At 38.7% G+C, this 21,221-nt stretch carries 17 protein-coding genes; 2 read left to right on the plus strand and 15 right to left on the minus strand.

Annotated features, from left to right (window positions below):
• Window positions 1-37: 37 nt before the first annotated feature.
• The 7 genes from cpu_RS01225 to cpu_RS01255 all read right to left on the minus strand — a co-directional run bounded on the left by cpu_RS01225 (window position 38) and on the right by cpu_RS01255 (window position 8,321).
• Window positions 38-1,336 (minus strand): diguanylate cyclase, encoded by a 1,299-nt coding sequence (locus tag cpu_RS01225; protein WP_234970163.1) that lies wholly within the window; start codon window positions 1,334-1,336, stop codon window positions 38-40.
• A gap of 44 nt (window positions 1,337-1,380) precedes the next feature.
• A complete protein-coding gene (locus cpu_RS01230; RefSeq protein WP_075858177.1) occupies window positions 1,381-2,112 on the minus strand; it encodes a ZIP family metal transporter in 732 nt (243 codons plus the stop codon).
• Window positions 2,113-2,296: 184 nt separating this feature from the next.
• Window positions 2,297-3,676 (minus strand): radical SAM/SPASM domain-containing protein, encoded by a 1,380-nt coding sequence (locus cpu_RS01235; protein WP_075858178.1) that lies wholly within the window; start codon window positions 3,674-3,676, stop codon window positions 2,297-2,299.
• 60 nt (window positions 3,677-3,736) lie between these two features.
• On the minus strand, window positions 3,737-4,393 hold the full coding sequence (locus cpu_RS01240) for a helix-turn-helix domain-containing protein (protein ID WP_075858179.1): 657 nt from the start codon (window positions 4,391-4,393) through the stop codon (window positions 3,737-3,739).
• Window positions 4,394-4,522: 129 nt separating this feature from the next.
• A complete protein-coding gene (locus cpu_RS01245; protein ID WP_159433959.1) occupies window positions 4,523-5,308 on the minus strand; it encodes a DpnI domain-containing protein in 786 nt (261 codons plus the stop codon).
• 61 nt (window positions 5,309-5,369) lie between these two features.
• Entirely contained in the window at window positions 5,370-7,325 is a 1,956-nt protein-coding gene (locus cpu_RS01250) for a molybdopterin-containing oxidoreductase family protein (protein ID WP_075858180.1), read from the minus strand.
• Between the two features lie 54 nt (window positions 7,326-7,379).
• A complete protein-coding gene (locus tag cpu_RS01255) occupies window positions 7,380-8,321 on the minus strand; it encodes an AEC family transporter (RefSeq protein ID WP_075858181.1) in 942 nt (313 codons plus the stop codon).
• A 122-nt stretch (window positions 8,322-8,443) separates the two neighbouring features.
• Between cpu_RS01255 and pepV the strand changes: the two genes are divergently transcribed.
• Window positions 8,444-9,841, plus strand: a complete 1,398-nt coding sequence (gene pepV, locus cpu_RS01260; protein WP_075858182.1) for a dipeptidase PepV — start codon at window positions 8,444-8,446, stop codon at window positions 9,839-9,841.
• 164 nt (window positions 9,842-10,005) lie between these two features.
• Here the strand turns inward: pepV and cpu_RS01265 are convergent, their stop codons facing one another.
• The 8 genes from cpu_RS01265 to recJ all read right to left on the minus strand — a co-directional run bounded on the left by cpu_RS01265 (window position 10,006) and on the right by recJ (window position 20,412).
• Window positions 10,006-11,793 carry a carbon starvation CstA family protein gene (locus tag cpu_RS01265; RefSeq protein ID WP_075858183.1) on the minus strand — a complete coding sequence of 596 codons (1,788 nt, stop codon included), beginning with the start codon at window positions 11,791-11,793 and terminating at the stop codon, window positions 10,006-10,008.
• Window positions 11,794-11,924: 131 nt separating this feature from the next.
• Window positions 11,925-12,680 carry a LytR/AlgR family response regulator transcription factor gene (locus cpu_RS01270; RefSeq protein WP_075858184.1) on the minus strand — a complete coding sequence of 252 codons (756 nt, stop codon included), beginning with the start codon at window positions 12,678-12,680 and terminating at the stop codon, window positions 11,925-11,927.
• Window positions 12,677-14,335, minus strand: a complete 1,659-nt coding sequence (locus tag cpu_RS01275; protein ID WP_075858185.1) for a sensor histidine kinase — start codon at window positions 14,333-14,335, stop codon at window positions 12,677-12,679. The genes cpu_RS01270 and cpu_RS01275 overlap by 4 nt, the downstream gene beginning before the upstream one ends.
• Window positions 14,336-14,387: 52 nt before the next feature.
• Complete coding sequence (locus cpu_RS01280) at window positions 14,388-14,498, minus strand: RCKP-type rubredoxin-like domain-containing protein (protein ID WP_075858186.1); 111 nt, start codon at window positions 14,496-14,498, stop codon at window positions 14,388-14,390.
• A gap of 77 nt (window positions 14,499-14,575) precedes the next feature.
• A complete protein-coding gene (locus cpu_RS01285) occupies window positions 14,576-15,199 on the minus strand; it encodes an MBL fold metallo-hydrolase (RefSeq protein WP_075858187.1) in 624 nt (207 codons plus the stop codon).
• Window positions 15,200-15,212: 13 nt separating this feature from the next.
• On the minus strand, window positions 15,213-15,650 hold the full coding sequence (gene dtd, locus cpu_RS01290; protein WP_075858188.1) for a D-aminoacyl-tRNA deacylase: 438 nt from the start codon (window positions 15,648-15,650) through the stop codon (window positions 15,213-15,215).
• A gap of 10 nt (window positions 15,651-15,660) precedes the next feature.
• Window positions 15,661-17,811 carry a RelA/SpoT family protein gene (locus cpu_RS01295; protein WP_075858189.1) on the minus strand — a complete coding sequence of 717 codons (2,151 nt, stop codon included), beginning with the start codon at window positions 17,809-17,811 and terminating at the stop codon, window positions 15,661-15,663.
• A 36-nt stretch (window positions 17,812-17,847) separates the two neighbouring features.
• Window positions 17,848-20,412, minus strand: coding sequence for a single-stranded-DNA-specific exonuclease RecJ (gene recJ, locus cpu_RS01300; protein ID WP_075858190.1), 2,565 nt, complete (start codon window positions 20,410-20,412; stop codon window positions 17,848-17,850).
• Window positions 20,413-20,527: 115 nt separating this feature from the next.
• Here recJ and cpu_RS01305 point away from each other — a divergent pair, with 115 nt between their 5' ends.
• Complete coding sequence (locus cpu_RS01305; protein ID WP_075858191.1) at window positions 20,528-21,214, plus strand: DUF554 domain-containing protein; 687 nt, start codon at window positions 20,528-20,530, stop codon at window positions 21,212-21,214.
• Window positions 21,215-21,221 lie beyond the last annotated feature (7 nt).

The following is a 21,221-nucleotide window of genomic DNA, read 5'->3' on the forward strand; positions in this document are numbered from 1 at the left end:
CCACCTTTACTTTTTTAATCGTTTTTCTGCTAAAACTTTATAAACATTCAACCTTATTCTTGCCGCTTTTTTTGGCAAGGTAAAGGGCTTTATCTGCTCTTTGGAGAACCTCATCCACATTATATTCATCTTCAGATTTTAAATAAGCTACACCAAAGCTTGCGGTAAGCTTAATCTCAATATTTTTTTCGCTTAAATAAAAACTATGTTTTTCAATTTTATTGCGGATTCTTTCCGCTATTTTCACTGCATTCTCCTCTTCCACATTATTTAAAAATAATACAAACTCTTCTCCCCCAAATCTCGCAACAAAGTCATACTCCCGGCACATTCTTCTTAAAATTTTAGCAAAATCCTTTAAAACCTCATCTCCCGCTTTATGTCCGTAAGTATCGTTAATTTTCTTAAAATTATCAATATCGGTTATTATAATGGCCACTTTTTCCTGATATCTTTTACTGCGGGCCATCTCAATTTTAACCCTTTCAAAAAAAGATCTTCTATTATAAATTCCAGTTAAAAAGTCATATTTAGCTAACCTTTCTGCTTTTTTCTTTTCTCTTTTTAATTTTTCCTCAAATAATTTTAAGCGAGTAACATCTTGCTCAATCCCAACTAAGCGGTAAATCTCTCCCTCATCGTTTCTTATCGGAAGATATTTAGTAAAAATCCATCTTACTTTACCCTTTTTGTCTATTATCCGAAAGTTCGCAGTAAAAACTCCGTATTTCTCTATTTTTTTTAAAGCATTTTCGGCAGTTACATATTTTTTAACTTTTGCTAAATCCTCAGGATAAACTATTTCATACCAGCGGTTGGGATTTTTTATTAATTCATCTACTGTAATTCCGTAAATTCTTTCAAAAGCCGAATTCACATACACCGCTTTTTTTGTTTTTAAATCTTTAAGTATTACTATTTCTTCCAAATTCTCGGTGGTTTGTTTTAATATTGATTCCCTTTCTTTGATATTAGTAATATCAGTAAAAATCGTTACAAAATATCCTTTTTCCGGACTGTAAACATCCACCGAATACCACCTATCCCAGATCTCAAAATACTGTTCAAACTGCTCTTCACCACCATTTAAAGCCACCTTTCCGTAAAACTTGATCCAATTAAATTTAGCTTGATCTATTCCCCTTATTACTTCTGTTACTCTTTTACCAATAATTTTATCCCTCTTTAAACCGGTAAGCTCCTCAAAAGCTTTATTGACGGCTAAAAATATATAGTCTACTGGTTCGTTATTTTCATCAACGATTAGTTTGTGGTAAGCAAAAGCATTTTGCATTTTTTCAATAACATTGCAATAAATTGATTCCAGGTTCTCCATCTTTAGCACTCGCTACTCTCCTTTGCTTTTAGCTAAAAATATCTTTAAAACTTAATTGCATCAAAAATCATCATTAATAAAAAACCGGTTATAACTCCAAAAGTTGCCCGTCCTTCTCCACCTTTTTCGTGGGTTTCCGGAATTATTTCATCGGAGATTACATAAATCATCGCTCCGGCTGCAAAACTTAAAGCAAAAGGTAAAATGCTTCCCGAAAGACTACCTAAAAAAGCCCCTATTATCCCCCCTATGGGTTCAGCAAGACCGGTTAAAAAAGTAATCCCAATTATTTTCCAGGTAGAAAGGGAAAAACCGATTAAACTCACCGCCACCGATAGTCCTTCGGGAATGTTTTGAAGACCAATTCCTAAAGCTAAGCTCAATGCTTTAGTGATATCCTTTTCTAAAAAGCCAACACCAACTGCCATCCCTTCCGGAAAGTTATGAATGGTGATTGCCAAAATAAATAACCATATTTTACTTAAGTCGCTCTTTGGCCCCTCTGACCCAAAAGCCGGATGAAAATGAGGAATTAGCCGATCTAAAAAATAAACAAATAAAGCGCCGGCTAAAAAGCCTACAGCTGTTAAAAAAATTCCTCCAGTCTCTAAGGCTGGCAATAAAAGACTAAAAAAAGATGCAGCAAGCATAATTCCGGCAGCAAAGCCTAAAAGTAAGCCTATCGTACTTTTAGGAAACTCTTTTTTAAAAAGTAGTAAAAAAGCCCCAAAGCCGGTGGCAAGACCGGTTAAAAGTGAGGCCACAAATGATGCCATAAACTTCCTCCATGATTTTTTATTAGATAAATTGTAAAAAATATTTTACCATATGTAAATATTTTTTATTTCGACACTTTTCCCCTATAAATTAAGCTATAATAAAAATAAATTTTTTGAAAGGATGATTTAAAGGTGCGGATTTGTCTAAAAGAGTAAAGCCTTCCGCTTAATGCAGAAGGCTTTACATTTTCATCTGGGCAATTCTTTCTTTTTTATATTCATTAAGTACCCGGGACACCTTGTCCCATTCTGCTGCCCGTTTGTCTAAAAATTCCGCAGTCACCCCCGCTAAAACTTCGTCTGCTCCTTCGTGGGTTGGGTGAGCATTACTTTCGGCAACTATATCTCTTAAGGCCTGAGGGACATCAATAATTGGACAGGGAGCAAAGTAATTTTCCGAGAAGGGCTGACGTTTCTGGTAAGCAGTAAACAAAGGATTTTTCAATACTTCTTTTAACGGTTTTTCATTAATATTATCTACTGCAAAATGGACAAAAGCGCAAGGCTCAACCTCTCCCCTGGCATTAATATGGAAGTAGCTTCTTCCTCCGGCAATACAACCATGGGTAATATGGCCGTCATTCCAGAAGTCGGCAATCATGATTGGTTTGGTAATCCGCAAAATCGGGATTCTCTGGGCTAAATAAAGTCGCTCTTCGGGCGTTAACATCAAGGAAGTATCGGGATTTTTACCTACCGGTACATAATGGAAAGACCAGATATACTTGACCCCTTTTTCCACCAGGAAATCGATAAACTCATCGGATGTAAGCTCCAGGTAATTTTCCCTGGTTACAGTTACCGAAGCCCCAAAATATACTCCCCGTTCGCGAAGACTATCCATAGCCCGGGTAATCTTGGCAAATACCCCTTTGCCCCGCCGGGCATCGGTCCGCTCGGTAAACCCTTCAATACTGATAGCAGGTGAGAAATTACCCACTTTGGCAATTTTATCGGCCATCGCTTCGTCAATTAAAGTTCCGTTGGTATAGGCCATAAACGCCATATCGTTATGTTTTTCAAAGAGTTCAAAGAGGCGCTCGTACATTAAAGGTTCGCCACCGGATAAGACAATAAAGTAAATTCCCAGCTCTTTGGCTTCATTAAATAATCGATCCAACCGCTCAAAGGAAAGTTCCGGTCCTTTTTGGTATTTTCCAGCCCAGCATCCGGTACAGCCTAAGTTGCAGCGGCTGGTAGGATCCACCAGTAGGGTAAAAGGAACATGAATCCCAGTTTGGGCTTTATACTGTTTTTGTTTAGGGATCCCAAATAATACCCCATTAATAATAGTATTATATGCAAGTTTAGTTAAGATATCGGGATTTGTTTCAGCAAAAAAGCGGCGAAATTGTTCTTTTACCGCAGGGTATTTTTCGTAACTTTCAATGAGATAGCTTATATACGCTTTATGGTTTTCTTCCCGGGCAATTTTGTGTAAAAGTTTTAAAATATTTAAGACATTTTTTTCCGGATCTTTCTCTAAGTATTTAAGAAGCTCACCTAAAAGCTTTTCTGCAACATACTTCTTGGCAAACTCAATGTTAGCCTTTAACGCCATAACCCCACCTCCAAAATTAATTTTTATACCCAAAAATCCAAAATTTCCGTGAAAAAAATTTTAGGTTCTCACCTCCCGGTGAAAAGATTCTAGCAGTGAAAGCAAAGCTTTCGCTTCTTCTAAAGCAAGGTCTTCAGTACAGACAGTAAACTTGCCAAGGCTCTTTTTTAACTTACCGAGCTCCTTTTGTCCAAATTCGTTCAAGTGTAAAAGACCCAAAATAAATCCGGGCAATTGCCGAAGCTGAAACTCAATCGATTTTTGCGGCCAGATTTGTGGAAACCGGGCAAGTCCTTTAATATTTATTTTATGAAGCACCACCGTTAAATATGCCAAAAAAGTGGAACAGTAGACAAAAGGAGTATTTTCTGAAGCCAGCTCTTCCTTCATTTTCTTTAAAACACCGGAAAGGCTCTTGGTTTTAACTTCGCGAATCTTTCTTAAAAGCTCCTCTTCTATATCTTTAGGTACCATTTTTTGTTTTATTTTGGGAATAAAGCCCACCGCTGAGCGTCCCGGAGCAGACTTCCCCTTTTCCAAAAGATACTCCCTGATTACCAGTCCTTCCTTCTCTAAAGCCCTTAACATATCGTACGCGGTCCAGCGGCTAACCTTCATCTCTTCCGCTAAAATTTGGTACGATACCGGAAATTTTAGCTTATCGTAAAGCTCTTTTAATTTGGCTAAAAACTGTTCCTTGCGTTTGGTAAGACCCAATTTTATACCCCCAAAAAACCAAAATTTTAATTATATTTTATACCCTATTTTAGGAAATATGCAAGGCTTTTATTTTAATCTTCAGAAACTGGTTGAAAAATATACCACTCATCGTTTACAAAAATATTTTCACAGTTTCCGGTAAACCCCCTTTCCTAAAAACTCAATTACGTTGTTGTTTCTTAGTATTTGTAATTGTTGCCTAATCTTAGCTTCAATATTATTATTTTGAGGATGTAAAACTTTTAAATAAGGAATATAAGCATAAACATCTTTTAAGGTAAAAACTTCTTTATTGATTTTAATTAGTATATTTAATATGTCAGCTAACCATCCCCTTTTGTCAACATTTTTAATTTTTCTGTAATAACTAATTTTTTGGATATTCATTCGTACATGATTTGCAGGAATCACATTTTTATCTTTTATTAAATATATTTTCCCAGAATAAGGAATATCTTTCAAACTAATATTACAACCAGTCCACCCTCTTCTCCTGGCCCTTTGAGATAATGGTCTTCGCTTTTTTATAATTCCGGGAAGAATAAATTCTTTGGGTACAATAATTAAATCATTAATATAATCAAACATTGGACTATAACTCATAAAGAAAAAATTAGGAACTGAACAGGAATATATGGCTTGAATCATTTTGTTATATTCACCATCTACAACAATATTTCCTAGTCTTTTTTTCTTGGATTTTAATTGAAATTCTTCGCCACAATCGTTACAAAAAAAATCAGCAACAGGGTGATTGTTATCATACCTTTTTATTTTTTCATTTGAACAAAAAGGACAATACATATTATCTTTAAACCAACTTTCAGAAATGACTCTTACTAATTGAGATTTACTTTTATATTTCTCTTTATATTCTTCATAATAATCATAAAGACTTATAGGAATTTGCATAAACTTCCTCACCATTCATTTTAATAATAATAAAATAATTAATTTTAACGTAAATAAATTTTTACTCCACCGCTTCAATATTGCACAGCACGTCATAAAAAGGCACCCCATCCCCCATATCCGGACGGACCTGGGGTGTTAAAACATTTACCCCGCCACCGTCTATTCCCCAGCTCCCCTCTTCAATCACCACCGTATCCGGCCGCACCCGGTCGGACACTTTTACCAAACCGGTAATTTCGCCGGTAACGGTCTTTACCCGCACTTCTGCCAGATTATCAAGATTATGGCGGGCAGCGGTAGAAGGATGAATAACCACCCGCGGCTTTGTTCCCCACTCCGCCGATTCCAGGTTATGAAATTGCGAATGTAAATAATCTTTAGGGTGAACCGTTAAAAGCCGGTAAGGAAATTTCTTGGCGGTTAGCGAATCGTAAGCCTGATAAAGCCCAGGTCCTTTCCCGGCCATTAACTCAATTTTTCCGGAAGGGGTTAAAAACTTGCCGTCACTGAAAGTAAACGGCGCCAGGGGATGGCGAACATAACCTTTTTCTCTTAAAATCTCAAAGGTAATCCCCAAGGGTTTTAGCGGTTCTAAAGCTTCTATGATAAATTCCCGGGCTGTTTTTGGTTCAAAGTTTTTAAGACCGATTTTCCTTGCTAATTCGTTCCAAAACTCCACTTCCGTAAGCATACCATTGGGCGGAGTAACTATTTTGGGCAAGTAGCTTAAATAATAATGCCAGGAGCTAAATACAATATCCTCTTCCTCAAAGACCGAGGTAGCAGGGATTATCAAGTCCGAAGCATAAGCGGTATCAGATAAGAAAAAGTCTACGGTAACTTTAAAGGGAACATTATAAAAGGCCTCTTTCATCCTCATGGTATCCGGCGCCTGGTTCAAGGGATTGGAGCGGGTTACAAAAATAAGCTTGATAGGTGGTTCTGCCGCAAGAATCGAATTGGCCATTACCGGCCAGGGAAAGTACCTCTTCCTCACTTTTTCTTCAGCCTTTACAATGCTACCAAAATAAGGTTTCCAGAGAGGATGGGCATAGTTAGGTCCACCGCCTTTAACCCCCACATTGCCGGTAATCGCTAAAAGGGCATTTATCGCCCGCACGGTGTTACCGCCGTTTTGGTAGCGCTGAAGTCCATAGCCATATAACACGGCAATGGGCTTTTTAAAAGCAAAAAGTTTTGCGAGATAAGCTAAATCGTCTTCACTTATCCCGGTTTCTTTTAAAACTTTCTCCACTGTAATTTCCGAGAAAAGCTTTTTAAATTCCTCGAAATTATTGACCTTTTCTAAAACAAACTCTTTAGCATAAAACCCTTCACTAACTAAGATCCGCGCCAGTCCTAGAGCTAACAGGCCGTCAGTCCCGGGGCGAATAGAAATATGTCTATCTATAAACTCTCCCTTAATCTTAATAGGGTTTATAGCAATAATCTTGGCCCCCACCGCTTTAGCTTCTTTTAAAAAAGGTACCAGGTGAATGTTTGTAGTGATGGGGTCGCGCCCCCAGAGGATGATTGCCTTACTTTCTAATAAATCCTGATATTCCACCAAAGACGGTGCCCCAAAATCCCGAATCATCGCTTCATAACCGTTTCCCCAGCAAAGGCTACCGGAAGGCTGGGTCACCCCCCCAAGACAATTAAAAAACCGCTCATCTAACCGCTTTAAATAGCCGCCAGAACCATAGTCAAACAAATGTAATACTGAAAGGGTTTCCCCTCTGGCATACAGCTCCCCAATTTTTTCCGTCAAAATTTCAAAAGCTTTATTCCAAGATATTTTTTTAAAGACGCCCTTTTCCTTTAAAAGCGGCAAAGTTAGCCTGTCCGGAGAATAAGTTCGCTCAATTACTTTCTTAAATTTCGAGCAGACAAAGCCCCGGGTTAAGGGATGGTTTTTGTCTCCAGAAGCTTTTACTACCATCCCTCCCTCTACCGTTACTTCCACCCGACAGGAGTCGTAGCAGTTTAAGGTACAGCTTGTATAAAATTTCATTTCAACTCCTCCTTTATATTAACGCAGCTTCATTTTAGGAATTAATCCAAGGGGTTAAATTATCTTAAAGTAACTTAAAAGATATATCCATCCCAAAAGAGTAATAAGGGATAAAACCGTTGAAATAAAGACTCCCTGAGCTCCTTTCACCGCATCGCCACCGTATTTATTGGCAAAAATAGCAGTATTGGCCGCCGCCGGCATTGCAGCAAGGATTACTGGAATCGCAAGTAAAACTCCTCTAATACCAAGGAAAAACAAAATTACAAAAGTTAAAGCAGGCAGTATTATTAATCTAATAATACCTAACACCCAAAGTTTAAAATCGCTAAAAATTTCCCTGGCCGGCAACTCTCCTAAAATTGACCCCACCAAAATCATTGATAAAGGCATTGTAATTGCTCCAATCTCTTTTAAAGCCTCTGCTAAAAAGGGTGGTAACTTTATAGAAAAGGAAAATAAAGAAAGCCCAATTGCCACCGCTATAATTCCTGGATTTACAAACATCATTTTTACCTGTTCCCAACTAAATATAGATTTAATGCTCTCTCCTTTTAATAAAGCAATACCCACCGTCCAGTTAAAAACCTGGAAGCCAATGTTATAAATGGCTGCCTGGAAAACACCGATTTCACCGTAAATTGCATGTAAAAGGGGATAACCCATAAAACCTACATTGGAAAAAATAATTATAAATTTATAGACCCCGGCAGTCCCCCGGGAAAGGCGGAAATACTTTACCACCACCTCGGCAAAAATAGTAACTAATAAGTAGTAGGAAAAAGAAATAGCTAAAAGAATTAAACTTTCCAAAAGAAGCTTTTTACTAAAAGGAAACTGCATAGCAGAAATAATAAGGCTCGGTAGGGTAATAAAAACAACCAAATCACCAAAAGCTTTATCCGTAATTTCATTAAAAAACCCCTTCTTTTTAAGGATAAATCCTAAAAGTAAAAAAACTCCAAAAACCAAAACTTGATTTAATACAGCTGTCATTATCTGCCTCCATTTTTTATTTTTATATCTTATATCTTAACAAAATCTCTTTTAAAAAGGCACCAAAAAAGTTAAGATATGATTGTATACAAAAATAAAATTCCATTAAAGGAGGGCATAAAATGAACCTGGACAGCTACATTGAAAACCTGAAGGAGGATATTGTCCGCACCACCCAAGAGTGGATTAAAATTAAAAGCGTGGAAGGGAAAAAAAAGCCGGGAATGCCTTTTGGAGAAGGGGTAAATGAAGCTCTTTTAAAGGCACTTGACGATTCAGCGAAAATGGGATTTGCCACCAAAAATGTAGATGGATATGCTGGATATGCTGAGTACGGCCAGGGCAATGAACTGGTCGGTATTCTGGTCCACTTGGATGTGGTTCCAGAAGGCGACGGCTGGAGTTACGACCCTTACGGTGGTGTAATTGTCAATAACCGGATTTACGGCCGGGGGACGATAGACAACAAGGGCCCGGCAGTTGCCTGCCTCTATGCCCTAAAAGCAATAAAAGATTTAAACCTTCCAATCTCGAAGCGAGTACGGATCATCTACGGACTTAACGAAGAATCCGGCTGGGCCTGCATGGATTACTACCGGGAACATGAAGAAATTCCCCAGCTTGGTTTTGCTCCGGATGCGGAATTCCCCATCATTCATGCCGAAAAAGGAATATTAACCTTAAAACTTGCCCGGGAATTTTCCGAGGTAAATCCAGGCAGTATTGCTTTAAAAACTTTAAAGGGCGGACTTAGAGCCAATATGGTTCCCGATTTTGCTGTCGCTGTTTTAGAAGGGGATAAAACTTCACTCACCAATGTTATAGAAAGCCTTAATAAGTTTAAAGAAGAAAAAGGCTTTAGGATGGAAGGAGAAATTGAAGATAACATCTTAACTATAAAATCCTTTGGCATTTCTGCCCACGGAAGTCTTCCCGAAAAAGGTCAAAACGCCATTACTCGGCTTATTAATTTTTTGGTTTCCTTACCCCTTCCACAGGATGATCTCTTTAGGTTCTTAAAGTTTTTAGATACAAAAATTGGTTTAACTTATAACGGTGAAAATATTGGGCTTAATCTTAAGGACAGTGTTTCCGGAAATCTTACCTTAAACCTCGGGGTTTTAGAGTTAAACGAGAAAGGAGCATTCGCTGCAATCAATATCCGCTATCCGGTTACCTACAAAAAAGAAGATCTCTTAAAAATTTTGGAAGAACAAATTTCCGGAACCGGAATTTACTTAAAAGATATTTCCGACATGGCTCCGTTATACGTACCCGAAGACCATTTCCTAGTGCAGAAGCTTAAAAAAGTATATGAAGAAAAAACCGGAGAACCTGCTCGTTTAATTGCCATCGGCGGAGGCACTTACGCCCGGGCTATTCCCAATGCGGTAGCTTTTGGTCCGCTATTCCCGGGGATGGAAGAACTCGCCCACCAAAAAGATGAATACATTGATATTGACCATTTAATCCAGATCACTAAAATCTACGCTGCCGCAATTTATGAATTAATAAAATAAAACAAAAAATTTTAAGCCCCCAAAAGCTTTAAGCTTGAGGGGGCTTTTTCAATATTCTTTAAAATAAAAAGCTTTCTTTATTACTCTTAATTTTCTCCAAGTTTTACGAAGGAAAAAAGCCCCTGCAGTAAACTGCAGAAGCTTTTTCCTAAACCGCTAATTTTTTAATTTTCCACAACCACTTCGGACTGATGGGGCTTACTTAAAATACTGAGCCATTTGAAAACGGAATTAATCATTACAATAATAGCCAGAGCTAACATTATTGCTACTAAAACTGCCGGTACCATTTGACCCTGCGGGAGATAAGTTTTAGTAAGGTTTGTAATTCCAGCGTCCATTACCGTCACAAAAAGAAAGGTCATCGGTAAAAAGGTCGTTAGAGCATAAATGCGTTTTTGGCTCTTTTGCAATATCATTGAAGTTCCTATCGACAGGGCTACCACACCAATAGTCTGGTTAGCGACACCAAACACCGGCCAGATAGTTTTAATATCACCACCATAAATCAAATAGCCCCAGGCAAAGGATACAAAGGCGCTTAAAACAACAGCTAAAACGGTTGATTTGCTTTCTTTAATTGGTTCATAAATCATCCCCAACAAATCCTGAGCAATATATCTGGCCACCCGGGTACCAGCATCAATGGTAGTCAGGATGAATAAAGCTTCAAACATGATGGCAAATTGATACCAGTAAGCCATTAAGTGGCGCAGTCCAGGAATGCCGGAGAAAATATTGGCCATGCCGACAGCTAAAGATACAGCTCCCCCGGGACGTCCAGCGACATTTTCCCCAACCAGTTTAGAAAGTTCAGGTAAGTGGACTACTGGCATATTTAAAGTTTGGAAAATTTCCGGTTTGGTGTTGATGGCAAAATAATCACCAGGCATTAAAGTAGTAGCAGCAATTAATGCCATTAAAGCCACAAAAGCTTCCGTTAACATTGCCCCATAGCCAACAATCTTAATATCTCTCTCGTTAGCTATCATTTTGGGAGTGGTCCCAGAACTGATCAAAGCATGGAAACCGGAGATTGCTCCGCAAGCTATGGTGATGGAAATAAACGGCCATACCTTTCCGCCAATGATCGGCCCGCCGCCATGAATAAATTTAGTAAAGGCAGGCATTTGAATTTGGGGATTAACAATTATTATTCCAAGCGCCAAAGCCAAAATAGTACCAATTTTCATATAAGAGCTTAAATAATCCCTGGGAGCTAATAAAAGCCATACCGGTAAAGCTGCTGCCAAAAAGCCATAAATGGGAAGCAAAATTTCCAAAGTTTTATCCGATAAAGTCAAGTATGGAGCTAAGAAAGACTCTTTTACATACGGTCCAAGGAATACCGCTAAAAGAATTAAAATAACTCCAATTAAAGAAGCTTCACCAATTTTTCCAGGACGTATTTTATGCATATAAAGGCCGATAAATATTGCTATGGGTATAGTCATTACAATGGTAAACACACCCCAGGGGTTTTTAAACAAAGCATTAACTACAACCAAGCCTAAGCCGGCCATGGTTAAAATAATAAGGAAAAATACCGCAATACCCGTAGCTACTCCTGCCACAGGGCCTACTTCTTTTTTGGCAATTTCCGACAAACTTTTGCCACCGTGGCGAATGGAAGCAAATAACACTACCATGTCGTGGACGGCTCCAGCTAGAACCGATCCAATTAAAATCCACAGCGTTCCTGGAAGATAACCAAACTGAGCAGCCAAGACCGGGCCAACCAGCGGACCTGCCCCGGCAATCGCCGCAAAGTGGTGACCAAAGGCAACCCATTTGTTCATTGGAACGTAATCTTTACCGTCATTGTACTTTTCTGCAGGAGTTTTCCGCATTTCATCTAAAGTTAAAACTTTAGCCGCTAAAAAACTCCCGTAAAAACGGTACGCTAAAACTAAAATAAGGGCTGCCACAATGATAAGTTCTAAAGCACTCACAAAGCTCACCCCTTTAAATAAAAATTATGATTCCTGGTACTACTTTACCGGGCAGCCCTTGTTTAGCAAATGATTTTGTAACATAATGTTGAAATATTGTAACATTTGTTGGATATTTTGCAATATATGTCTTACAGGTTTAAACCAATCTTTTCTTTAAAGCTTTTTAGAAAAGTCCTACCCACCGGCACTTCACTGGCTCCTTCATCCCCCATCCGTAAAATAATCCCGCCTCCAAATACCGGAATGATTTCTTTAATTTGTTCAAAATTTACCAAAAAGCTTTTGTGCACTTTTATAAAATTTTTTTCTCCAAGTATTTCTTCTAATTCTGAGAGGGAATGCCTACAGAAAATCCAAGTACTTTTTAGCCTTATTTTTGCATAACGCCCTTGAGCTTCTACAAAATATATCTCCTCTCTTTTAAGGGGCAAAATTTTATCGGCAGTTTGGATAAACACCTTTTGCGAAGGGGCAATTGCTTGTAGACTATTCCACATTTTCTGGCTGTATTTTTCTTTATTTCTTAACTTTTCTTCGATTTTTTCTAAAGTCAACTTTACCCGTTCTGCAGAAAACGGTTTTAATAGGTAATCTAAAGCATTTAACTCAAAAGCTTTTACTGCATATTGATCATAAGCAGTAGCAAAGACAATTAACGGCGGGTCTTTCTCCTTTAAAAGCTCTAACGCTATATCTAAACCGTTTAACCCATACATTTCAATATCCAAAAAAACCACATCCGGTTGACGATATTTTAAAACCTCAAAAAGCTCTTCACCCGAATCCGCTTCCCCAATAACTTCAACTCTTTCAGTTTCCTCTAATAAGTACTTTAGTTCCTGCCGGGCTAAAGGCTCATCATCCACTACAACCGCTGTAATCATCTTAAAGCCTCCTTACTTAAAAGCGGAATTATTAATCTTGAAATCGTTCCCCCATCTTCTTTGGAAGATAAATAAAATTGACCTTCCTCCCGAAAAAGATTCCTTAGTCGTTCTTTAAGATTAGAAAGCCCAACTCCAATTTTTGCATCTTCACTAAGCCCGATGCCATTATCTACTACCTCAATAACCGCTTTTTTATCCTGAAGTTTAGCATTTATTTGAATTAATCCACCCTTTTTCGGTAAAATCCCATGTTTCACAGCATTTTCTACTAAAGTTTCCACGGCAAAAGGAGGTACCAAAACTTCTTTTACTTTATCATCAATATTTAAATCCACCAATAGCTTATTGGAAAACCGAGCTTTTTCAAAGGTAAGATACAATTCTACATTTTTTAGCTCCTCAGCTAAGGGTATTAAAGGTTCCCATTCCCTTAAATTCCGCCGGAAATATTCACTAAGCTTTATTATTAATTCGCGGGCTTGATCGGGATTTATCCGGCAAAGAGCTACAATCGTATTTAGAGAATTAAATAAAAAATGGGGATTTATTTGGGCCTGCAGGGCCTTTAATTCAGCCCTTGCTAATAGCTTCGCCTGACTTTCCAGCATCGATAATTCCAGTTGAGTGGAAATTAAACGCGATAATCCTTCAATAAATATAATGGTAAATTCGCCAATTTTATCCGGCTTGTTGTAATAAAGTTTTAATGCCCCCACTACTTCATTTTTTATAAACAAAGGAGCAATTACCGCTGAAGCTAATTTACAACCGGAGTTACTGCAGCCTATAGCTTCCTTATTTAAGACCACCGTTAGCACCCCGTTATTTAATGCTTTGGCGGTAGCAGTGGTTTTAATTGATGTACCACTTAAATGGTGATCTTCCCCACTACCCACATGGGCTAAAATTATGCTCTTATCGGTAAGCGCCACAGCATCAGCATCGGTTTTATTTAAAATAATCCTGGCAACCTCAGCAGCAGTTTTCATATTTAAACCTTCCCTTAAAATTGGTAAGGTTAAATTTGCAATATTTAAAGCTTTTTCCGCATAAACGGCTCCAATATGCTCTTTTTCTTTTACTGTACTTTCTAAAATCAAAAGAAAAACCCCAATCCCTATACCATTAACCAAAATCATGGGTAAGCCAATTATTTTTACTAAACTAAAAGCATCATCAAAGGGCCGTGCTAGAAGTAATATAATAATCATTTGTAACGTTTCAATAGACATACCGGTTAAAATACCAAAAGCTACATTAAACCTCTTTTCCGGGAAACGCCGAGCCAGGATTCCAGCAATTAATCCCTCAACAGTTGTTGAAATACCACAAGCCACCGCCGTAAAGCCGCCCAACCAGGCCCGGTGTACCCCAGCAATTAAACCTGCCAGTAAACCTATGGTAGGTCCTCCTATTATCCCGGCAATAGCAGGCCCTACTACTCGGGAGTTGGCAATAGCCCCTTTAATTGGTATCCCCCAATAAGTCCCGATAATCCCAAAAAGGCCAAAACCAATTATTAAGCCAATTTTTTGCCTTAAAGTTAAATCCTGCTTGATAACGTTACGAAAAAGTTTGGTTTTTGAAATAAAAAAGGCTAGTGTAATAATTACACTTAACCTTTCAATCAGGTTTATAAAAAGTTCACTCATTCAAACCACCCTCTAATGAAAAAGAGGCGGCAAAACCCACCTCTTTTTAATATTATGCTTCTTTTTTCTTAAAAGTATTGCTTTCCCCGCACTGAGGGCATTTTTTTGGCTTACACCGGGTTTCTTTTTCGTAACCGCATTTTTCGCAAACAAATACCGCCATTTTTTAACCCTCCATTTTCATTTTTAATAACTATTACTATTATAACAAAAGATTTTTTCTTGAAAAGACTTTATTTGTTATTCCTGTAAAAAAGGATTATGCTTTTTTTCATACCCCACCGTAGTCTCCGGACCGTGTCCGGGAAGAACCCGGATAGAATCGGGTAGAGTAAAAATTTTCTCCCGAATAGATTTTAATAATTTTTCCCAGGAGCCACCGGGGAAATCTACGCGGCCCACTGAACCAAAAAATAAAGTATCTCCGGAAAACAGGATACCATCGCCATATAAAGAAATACTACCCAGGGTATGGCCGGGAGTATGGAGCACCTTTAGCTTTTCCTCGCCAAATATTATCTCATCCCCGTCTACCACTTCCTGATCTGCCGGCGCCAACTTCACCGCTCCTCCTAAAAATCGAGATAAATTTTTATTTGGGTCAGTCAGCATTGGAGCATCTTTGGGGTGGATTAATACCTTGGCACCAGTATTCTTCCGCACTTCATCTACAGCTGCTATATGATCCCCATGACCGTGGGTTAAAACAATATATTTTAATTTTAACCCGTTCTGCTCAATAAATTTTAAGAGCTTATCTCCATCCCCACCGGGGTCAATTGCCACCGCTTCACTGGTTTTCTCACACCACACTATATGGCAGTTGGCTGCAATTACCCCCACCATTAAGGTCTTAATTTGCATATTAGCACCCCCATTAACTTTCTACTATGACCGTCACCGGCCCATCGTTTATGATTTCAACTTCCATCTTTGCCTGAAAAACTCCACTTTTTACCGGTACTCCTTGATCTTTTAATACTTCTAAAAATCTTAAAAAAATTTCCCTGGCAACTTCCGGTGTTGCAGCTTCGGTAAAACTTGGGCGGCGGCCCTTTTTAGTATCGCCGTACACGGTAAAATTCGATACCGCTAATATTTCTCCGCCTATATTTTTAACACTGTAATTAAACTTTCCCTTTTCATCTTCAAAAATGCGTAAATTAGCAATTTTATCGGCAAGATAGGAAATTTCCCGTTCCCCATCGCCCGCTTTAATTCCTATTAAAACCACGAGACCAGGGCCTATTTCGGAAATGATTTCTCCAGCAACAACCACTTTTCCCCGTTTTACCCTTTGTACAACTGCCCGCATATAACTCCTCCTATTTGTTAACCCTAAAAACTTCAGTAACTCCTTTAACTTTTTCTAATTTATCGGTAATATGCTTTAATTGAGTGATATTTTTAACTTCTAAAGCCAAGTCCACCACTGCTCCGCCATTTTTCGTGCTTCTTCCAGAAACATAATTAGCGCTGATTTTTTGCTCTGCCAGAACCCCTAAGACATCATTTAAAAATCCAGCCCTGTCAAGCCCGCGAATTTCTAACCGTACGGTAAAGGGAAGTTCTACCGCCCTTTCCCAGTTTACGTCTACCAGCCGCTCCGGCTCGTGGCGCCGAAAATATTCGACATTTCGGCAGTTTGCGTGATGCACCGAAACTCCCCGCCCCCGGGTAACATAACCCACAATTGGGTCACCGGGAACCGGCATACAGCAGTGGGCTAGGCGAACCATTAAGTTTCCTTCACCTTTAACCATTAACCCCCGGGCAGGCTTACCTTCTACGACCTTATTTTCCTTAAAAACTCTTTCCTCTAGGTTTTTTTCAATTTTAGGTAAGTCTTCCCGAATTTTATTTAGCACCATATTAGGAGTTACAGTGCCATCGCCTACCGCTGCAAATAAATCCTCTAAGGTATGAAAATTTAATTTTTTTACTACATCCGAAAGCTTTTCTAGGGAATACTCTTCAGGATTTAAGCCCTGCTTTTTAATTTCTTTTTCAATTAATTCCCGTCCTTTTAGAGCCAGCTCATCCCGCTGAGTTTTCTTAAAATAGGACTTAATTTTCCCTTTGGCGTGGGAAGTTTTAACTATTTTCAACCAATCTCTACTGGGAGTTGCACCCTGCTTGGTAATAATCTCGACAATATCACCATTTTTTAGCTGATAATCTAAAGGCACCAGCCGACCGTTTACTTTAGCCCCAACGCATTTATTACCTACATCAGTATGAATGCGGTAGGCAAAATCAATAGGCACCGAACCATTAGGTAGTTCCACCACATCTCCTTTAGGGGTAAAAACAAAAACTGAATCGGAGAAAATATCAATTTTAAGAGTTTCCATAAACTCCCGGGCATCTTTTAATTCCCGCTGCCACTCGAGGATTTGCCGTAGCCAGGATAACTTCTCATCAAATTTCTTATCACCTTTGCCCCCTTCTTTATAGCGCCAGTGGGCCGCAATACCATATTCCGCAGTCCTGTGCATTTCAAAAGTTCTAATTTGAATTTCAATCGGCTCCCCAAAAGGACCGATAACAGTGGTATGGAGCGACTGGTACATGTTAGATTTGGGCATAGCAATATAATCTTTGAAGCGTCCTGGAACCGGAATCCACATGGTGTGTATAATCCCTAAAACCGCATAGCAGTCTTTTACCGTTTCAACAATTACTCTAACTGCCATTACATCATAAACTTCACTGAAATCTTTTTGCTGCTCCCGCATTTTCTGGTAGATACTGTATAAATGTTTGGGGCGTCCTTCAATTTTAGCTTTAACATTAAAAGCTTTTAACTTCTCTTCTAAAATAGAAATAACTTTTTGGATATGCTGTTCCCTTTTGGCCCGGGTTTTAGCTATCTTTTCGACAATGTCATAGTAGTTTTCCGGATCTAAGTAGCGAAAAGCTAAATCCTCAAGCTCCCACTTAATCCGGTAGATTCCAAGCCTGTGGGCAAGCGGCGCAAAAATTTCCAAAGTCTCCCGGGCAATCTCTTTTTGCTTCTCAGGGTTGTGATATTTTAAGGTTCGCATGTTGTGGAGACGGTCGGCAAGCTTAATTAAAATTACCCGGATATCTTTGGCCATGGCCAAAAACATTTTTCGTAAATTTTCCACCTGTTGTTCTTCTTTATTTTTAAATTCAATCCGGGATAACTTAGTAACGCCGTCAACCAAAAGTGCCACTTCTTCCCCAAACTCCCGGGCTAAATCGTCCACAGTATACACCGTATCTTCTACCACATCGTGCAAAAGCCCGGCGGCAATCGTTTCTTCGTCCATTTGTAAACTTGCTAAAATAAACGAAACCGCCAAGGGGTGAGTGATATAGTCTTCCCCGGAAGCCCGCTTTTGCCCTTCATGAGCCACTTTTGCAAAATTATAAGCTTTTATAATTAAACCTTCATTTATATTTTCGTTATAGTTTTTTACTTTTTTCAAAAGCGCTTCCAAGGAAAGCATTCCCTCACCCCTTTCTCTTTAAGTTGTTATCTTTTATTATAGCACATCCGGATAAAAAGCATTGAAATATTCCCTGAGGTTTTGTTCGTATTCTTTGGCTCTAGTAAATGTGCTTGATGTTTCCAGGTTTATCTTATCCTGAGGAGGGGGAAATAAAAATACCCATTTTTTCCCGTCTTCTTCCCAGAGCTTTATTAAATTTACTTCTGCTAAAACTTTTAAAACACTAATTAAAAGTAAATAATCATCCTTAACTTTCATTTCCTCTTCGAAGGCATTTAAATATACTTCCCGCTCCGCTAAGACGAAGGGATTACCGTATACCTGCCTTGAACGTATTGCCTGGTAGACCTTTGCTACCCTCTCCCGGTTGGGAAGCAATCGGGATAAACGTTCATATAAAAGCTTGAGATCTTCCTTGGTGGCTAAAAAAACCAAGTCCCCCGGATAATTTTCTAGTAAGGAAATGGTTGTAGCTAAAAGAAGAGGTGGCACAGAAAAGATTATCAGATCAAAGGTAAATTTTAATGCTTCTTTTAAATACTGTTCACAGGTTAGTAGTATTCCCAGTTGCCAAAAGTCCTTTACAGCTTTCTCCTTTAAACTCTCATTTAAGTCAGGACAAAAGGGTAATAATTTTAAACCATAACTCCTAAATTCCAGAGCTTGTCCGTACATTTCAGCGGGATTTGCTGTAACCATTAAAGTTTTTCTCTGTCCAACCAAGCTTTTAAGGCTAAACTCCCGGGGATTTAGTTTTAAAAATTTTTTGGCAAAATTAACTTTTTCCGGATGATTCACAAACTTATAACAAAAAGGTTTAGACTTCAGCATTAACTCTTCCTCGAGACTTATTAACTCTTTTTCTTTTATTTTTTTTACCTTAAAAATCCGCCCTTCTCCGGGAGCAATTTCCTTTACGTTTAACTGTAACTCTGTTTTACCGTTAAAGCTATTAGGTTTAGGGATAAAGGCTAAATCTACTGCTGACTGCTCATAAAGAAATTCTAGATAATCCCCCTTGGTAAAAGCTATTGAACTAAAAATTTCCCTATTAATTTTTACATTAAATTTTAAGTGATTGCCATTTTTCCCAACTGCCTGGGCCCCCCGAACTTGCCCCCCTTTTATTAAAAAAAGCGGCTCCGGATTTTGTTCTCCAAAAGGAGCAAAAAGGGCAATTTCTTCGGAAGATTTTAAGCTTAACACTTTTTCACTGACAATACTTTCTATTTCAATTTTAGGCAGCAAAAGTTCATCGGGCAGGTATTTTTCCGCGTAAGCTAAAAGGGCCTCTTTGAACTCCCAAAACTTTGATTTTAAAACCCCAACCCCTACCGCCCGTTCATGCCCACCAAAATGGGTTAAATATTCTTTAACCGCTTTTAACGCCTCAAATAAATTAAAACCAAAAACGCTTCTACCGGAACCCTTACCCTCCTCACCGTCAAAACTAATTAAAATTACCGGTCGGTAATATTTTTCCATAAGTTTCGATGCTACTATCCCAATAACTCCAGGATGCCAGCCATCTCCACCTATCACCAGAATTTTTTCTCGGTCTAAATCCACTTCTTGTTCAATCTTTTCTACTGCAGCTTTAAGTATTTCCGCCTCAATCTCCTGACGATTGACGTTTTCTTCTTGAAGGCGATAAGCAAGAGCTAGAGCCCTTTCGTAATTTTCTTCCACTAAAAGTTTAAAAGCCAAAGACGGATCTTTTAATCTTCCAGCAGCATTTAAGCGCGGGGAAAGGATGAAACCCACATCCCGGGTAGTTAGTTCCTCCCGGTTTAACTGAGCAACATCTTTTAAAGCTTTTAATCCCGGTCGCTGAGTAGAAGCAAGTCTTTTTAACCCTTCCATGATATAAATCCGGTTCTCTCCCACCAGCGGCACGATATCCGCTATCGTGCCAACGGTAAAAAGGTCTAAATATTGTTCTAAGATCTCCTCTTCCCTCTCTCCGAGGGTAATTGCTAAAGCTAAAATAAGCTTTAATGCTACCCCAACTCCAGCTAAACCCTTAAAAGGATATGGACATTCTTTCTGTTTAGGATTGATGACCGCCTCTGCTTCTGGCACCCTTTCCTGAGGCTCATGGTGGTCGGTAATTACCACTTTTGCTCCCTTTTCTCGAATAGCCCTTACTTCATCTACCGCCGTTATCCCGCAATCCACGGTTATGATAAAACTTCTTCCATCCTCTAAAGCCTTTAGAAGCGGCGGAAGATGCAGGCCATAACCTTCATCTAAACGATTAGGTATGTACCAGGAAACGTCAAAACCCCGTTTCTTTAAAAAATCATATAAAAGGGCCGTAGAAGTAAGCCCATCGGCATCATAATCCCCATAAATTAAAAACTTTTCGGTATCACGCCCGGCCAGGATTAATTTTACTGCTTTTTCCAGGTCCTTTAAAAGGAAGGGAGAATAAGTATCATTAATACTTCCCCATAAAAACCGTCGTACCGCCCGGGGATGATAAACACCTCTATTTACCAGCATTTTTGCAGTTAAGGGTTCAAAACGGAAAAAGTCTTCTAAATATTTTTCCCCTATGGTTGTGGTTTCAAAAATAAGCCAGTTCTTTTTTTCCATTTACTCCTCCAAAATTTAGTAAATTATTTATACCCAAAATTATAATTCTATGTTAGTATTTTACTATATATTCCTTACAAAATTAAATTATTATTTAAAATTTGGAGGGGGAAAGATGCTAGGAACAATTGTAAATTTTGTTGCCATTCTCCTTGGAGGAAGTATTGGGGTATTTTTTAAAAAGAGTTTGCCTGAAAACTATAAGGAAATAGTAATGAACATTTTAGCCTTATCGGTAGTAGTCGTTGGGATTACGATGAGTATTACCACCAAAAACTTCTTAGTGGTAATTCTAAGCCTGGTACTGGGAGGTCTAGTAGGCGAGTTTTTGGGGATAGAAAACGGTCTTAACTCTTTAGGTCAAAAACTTGAGAAACGTTTTTCCGAAAGCGGAGGAGATTTTGCCCGGGGTTTTGTTTACGCAACTTTGGTTTTTTGCGTAGGAGCTATGGCGATTATGGGCGCAATTGAAGATGGCTTAAACAACAATCACCAAATTCTCTTTATTAAATCCCTTTTAGACGGTATTTCTTCAATTATTTTTGCAGCAACGTTAGGAAAAGGCGTTATCTTTTCCGCTCTTCCGGTATTATTCTATCAGGGAACTATTGCCATTTTTGCCGGGCTTATTAAAGGTTTTTTAACAAAGGCAGTAATTACAGAACTTACCGCCACCGGAGGTATCCTCATAATTGGGATCGGAACTAACATGCTAAACTTAACCAAGCTAAAAATAGGCAATTACCTCCCAGCACTAATCTTTGTCTTTTTCTTGGAACCAGTTTTACGTTTTTTAAGTTAAGTTAGAA

The organism is Carboxydothermus pertinax, assembly GCF_001950255.1.
Classification (GTDB): domain Bacteria; phylum Bacillota; class Z-2901; order Carboxydothermales; family Carboxydothermaceae; genus Carboxydothermus; species Carboxydothermus pertinax.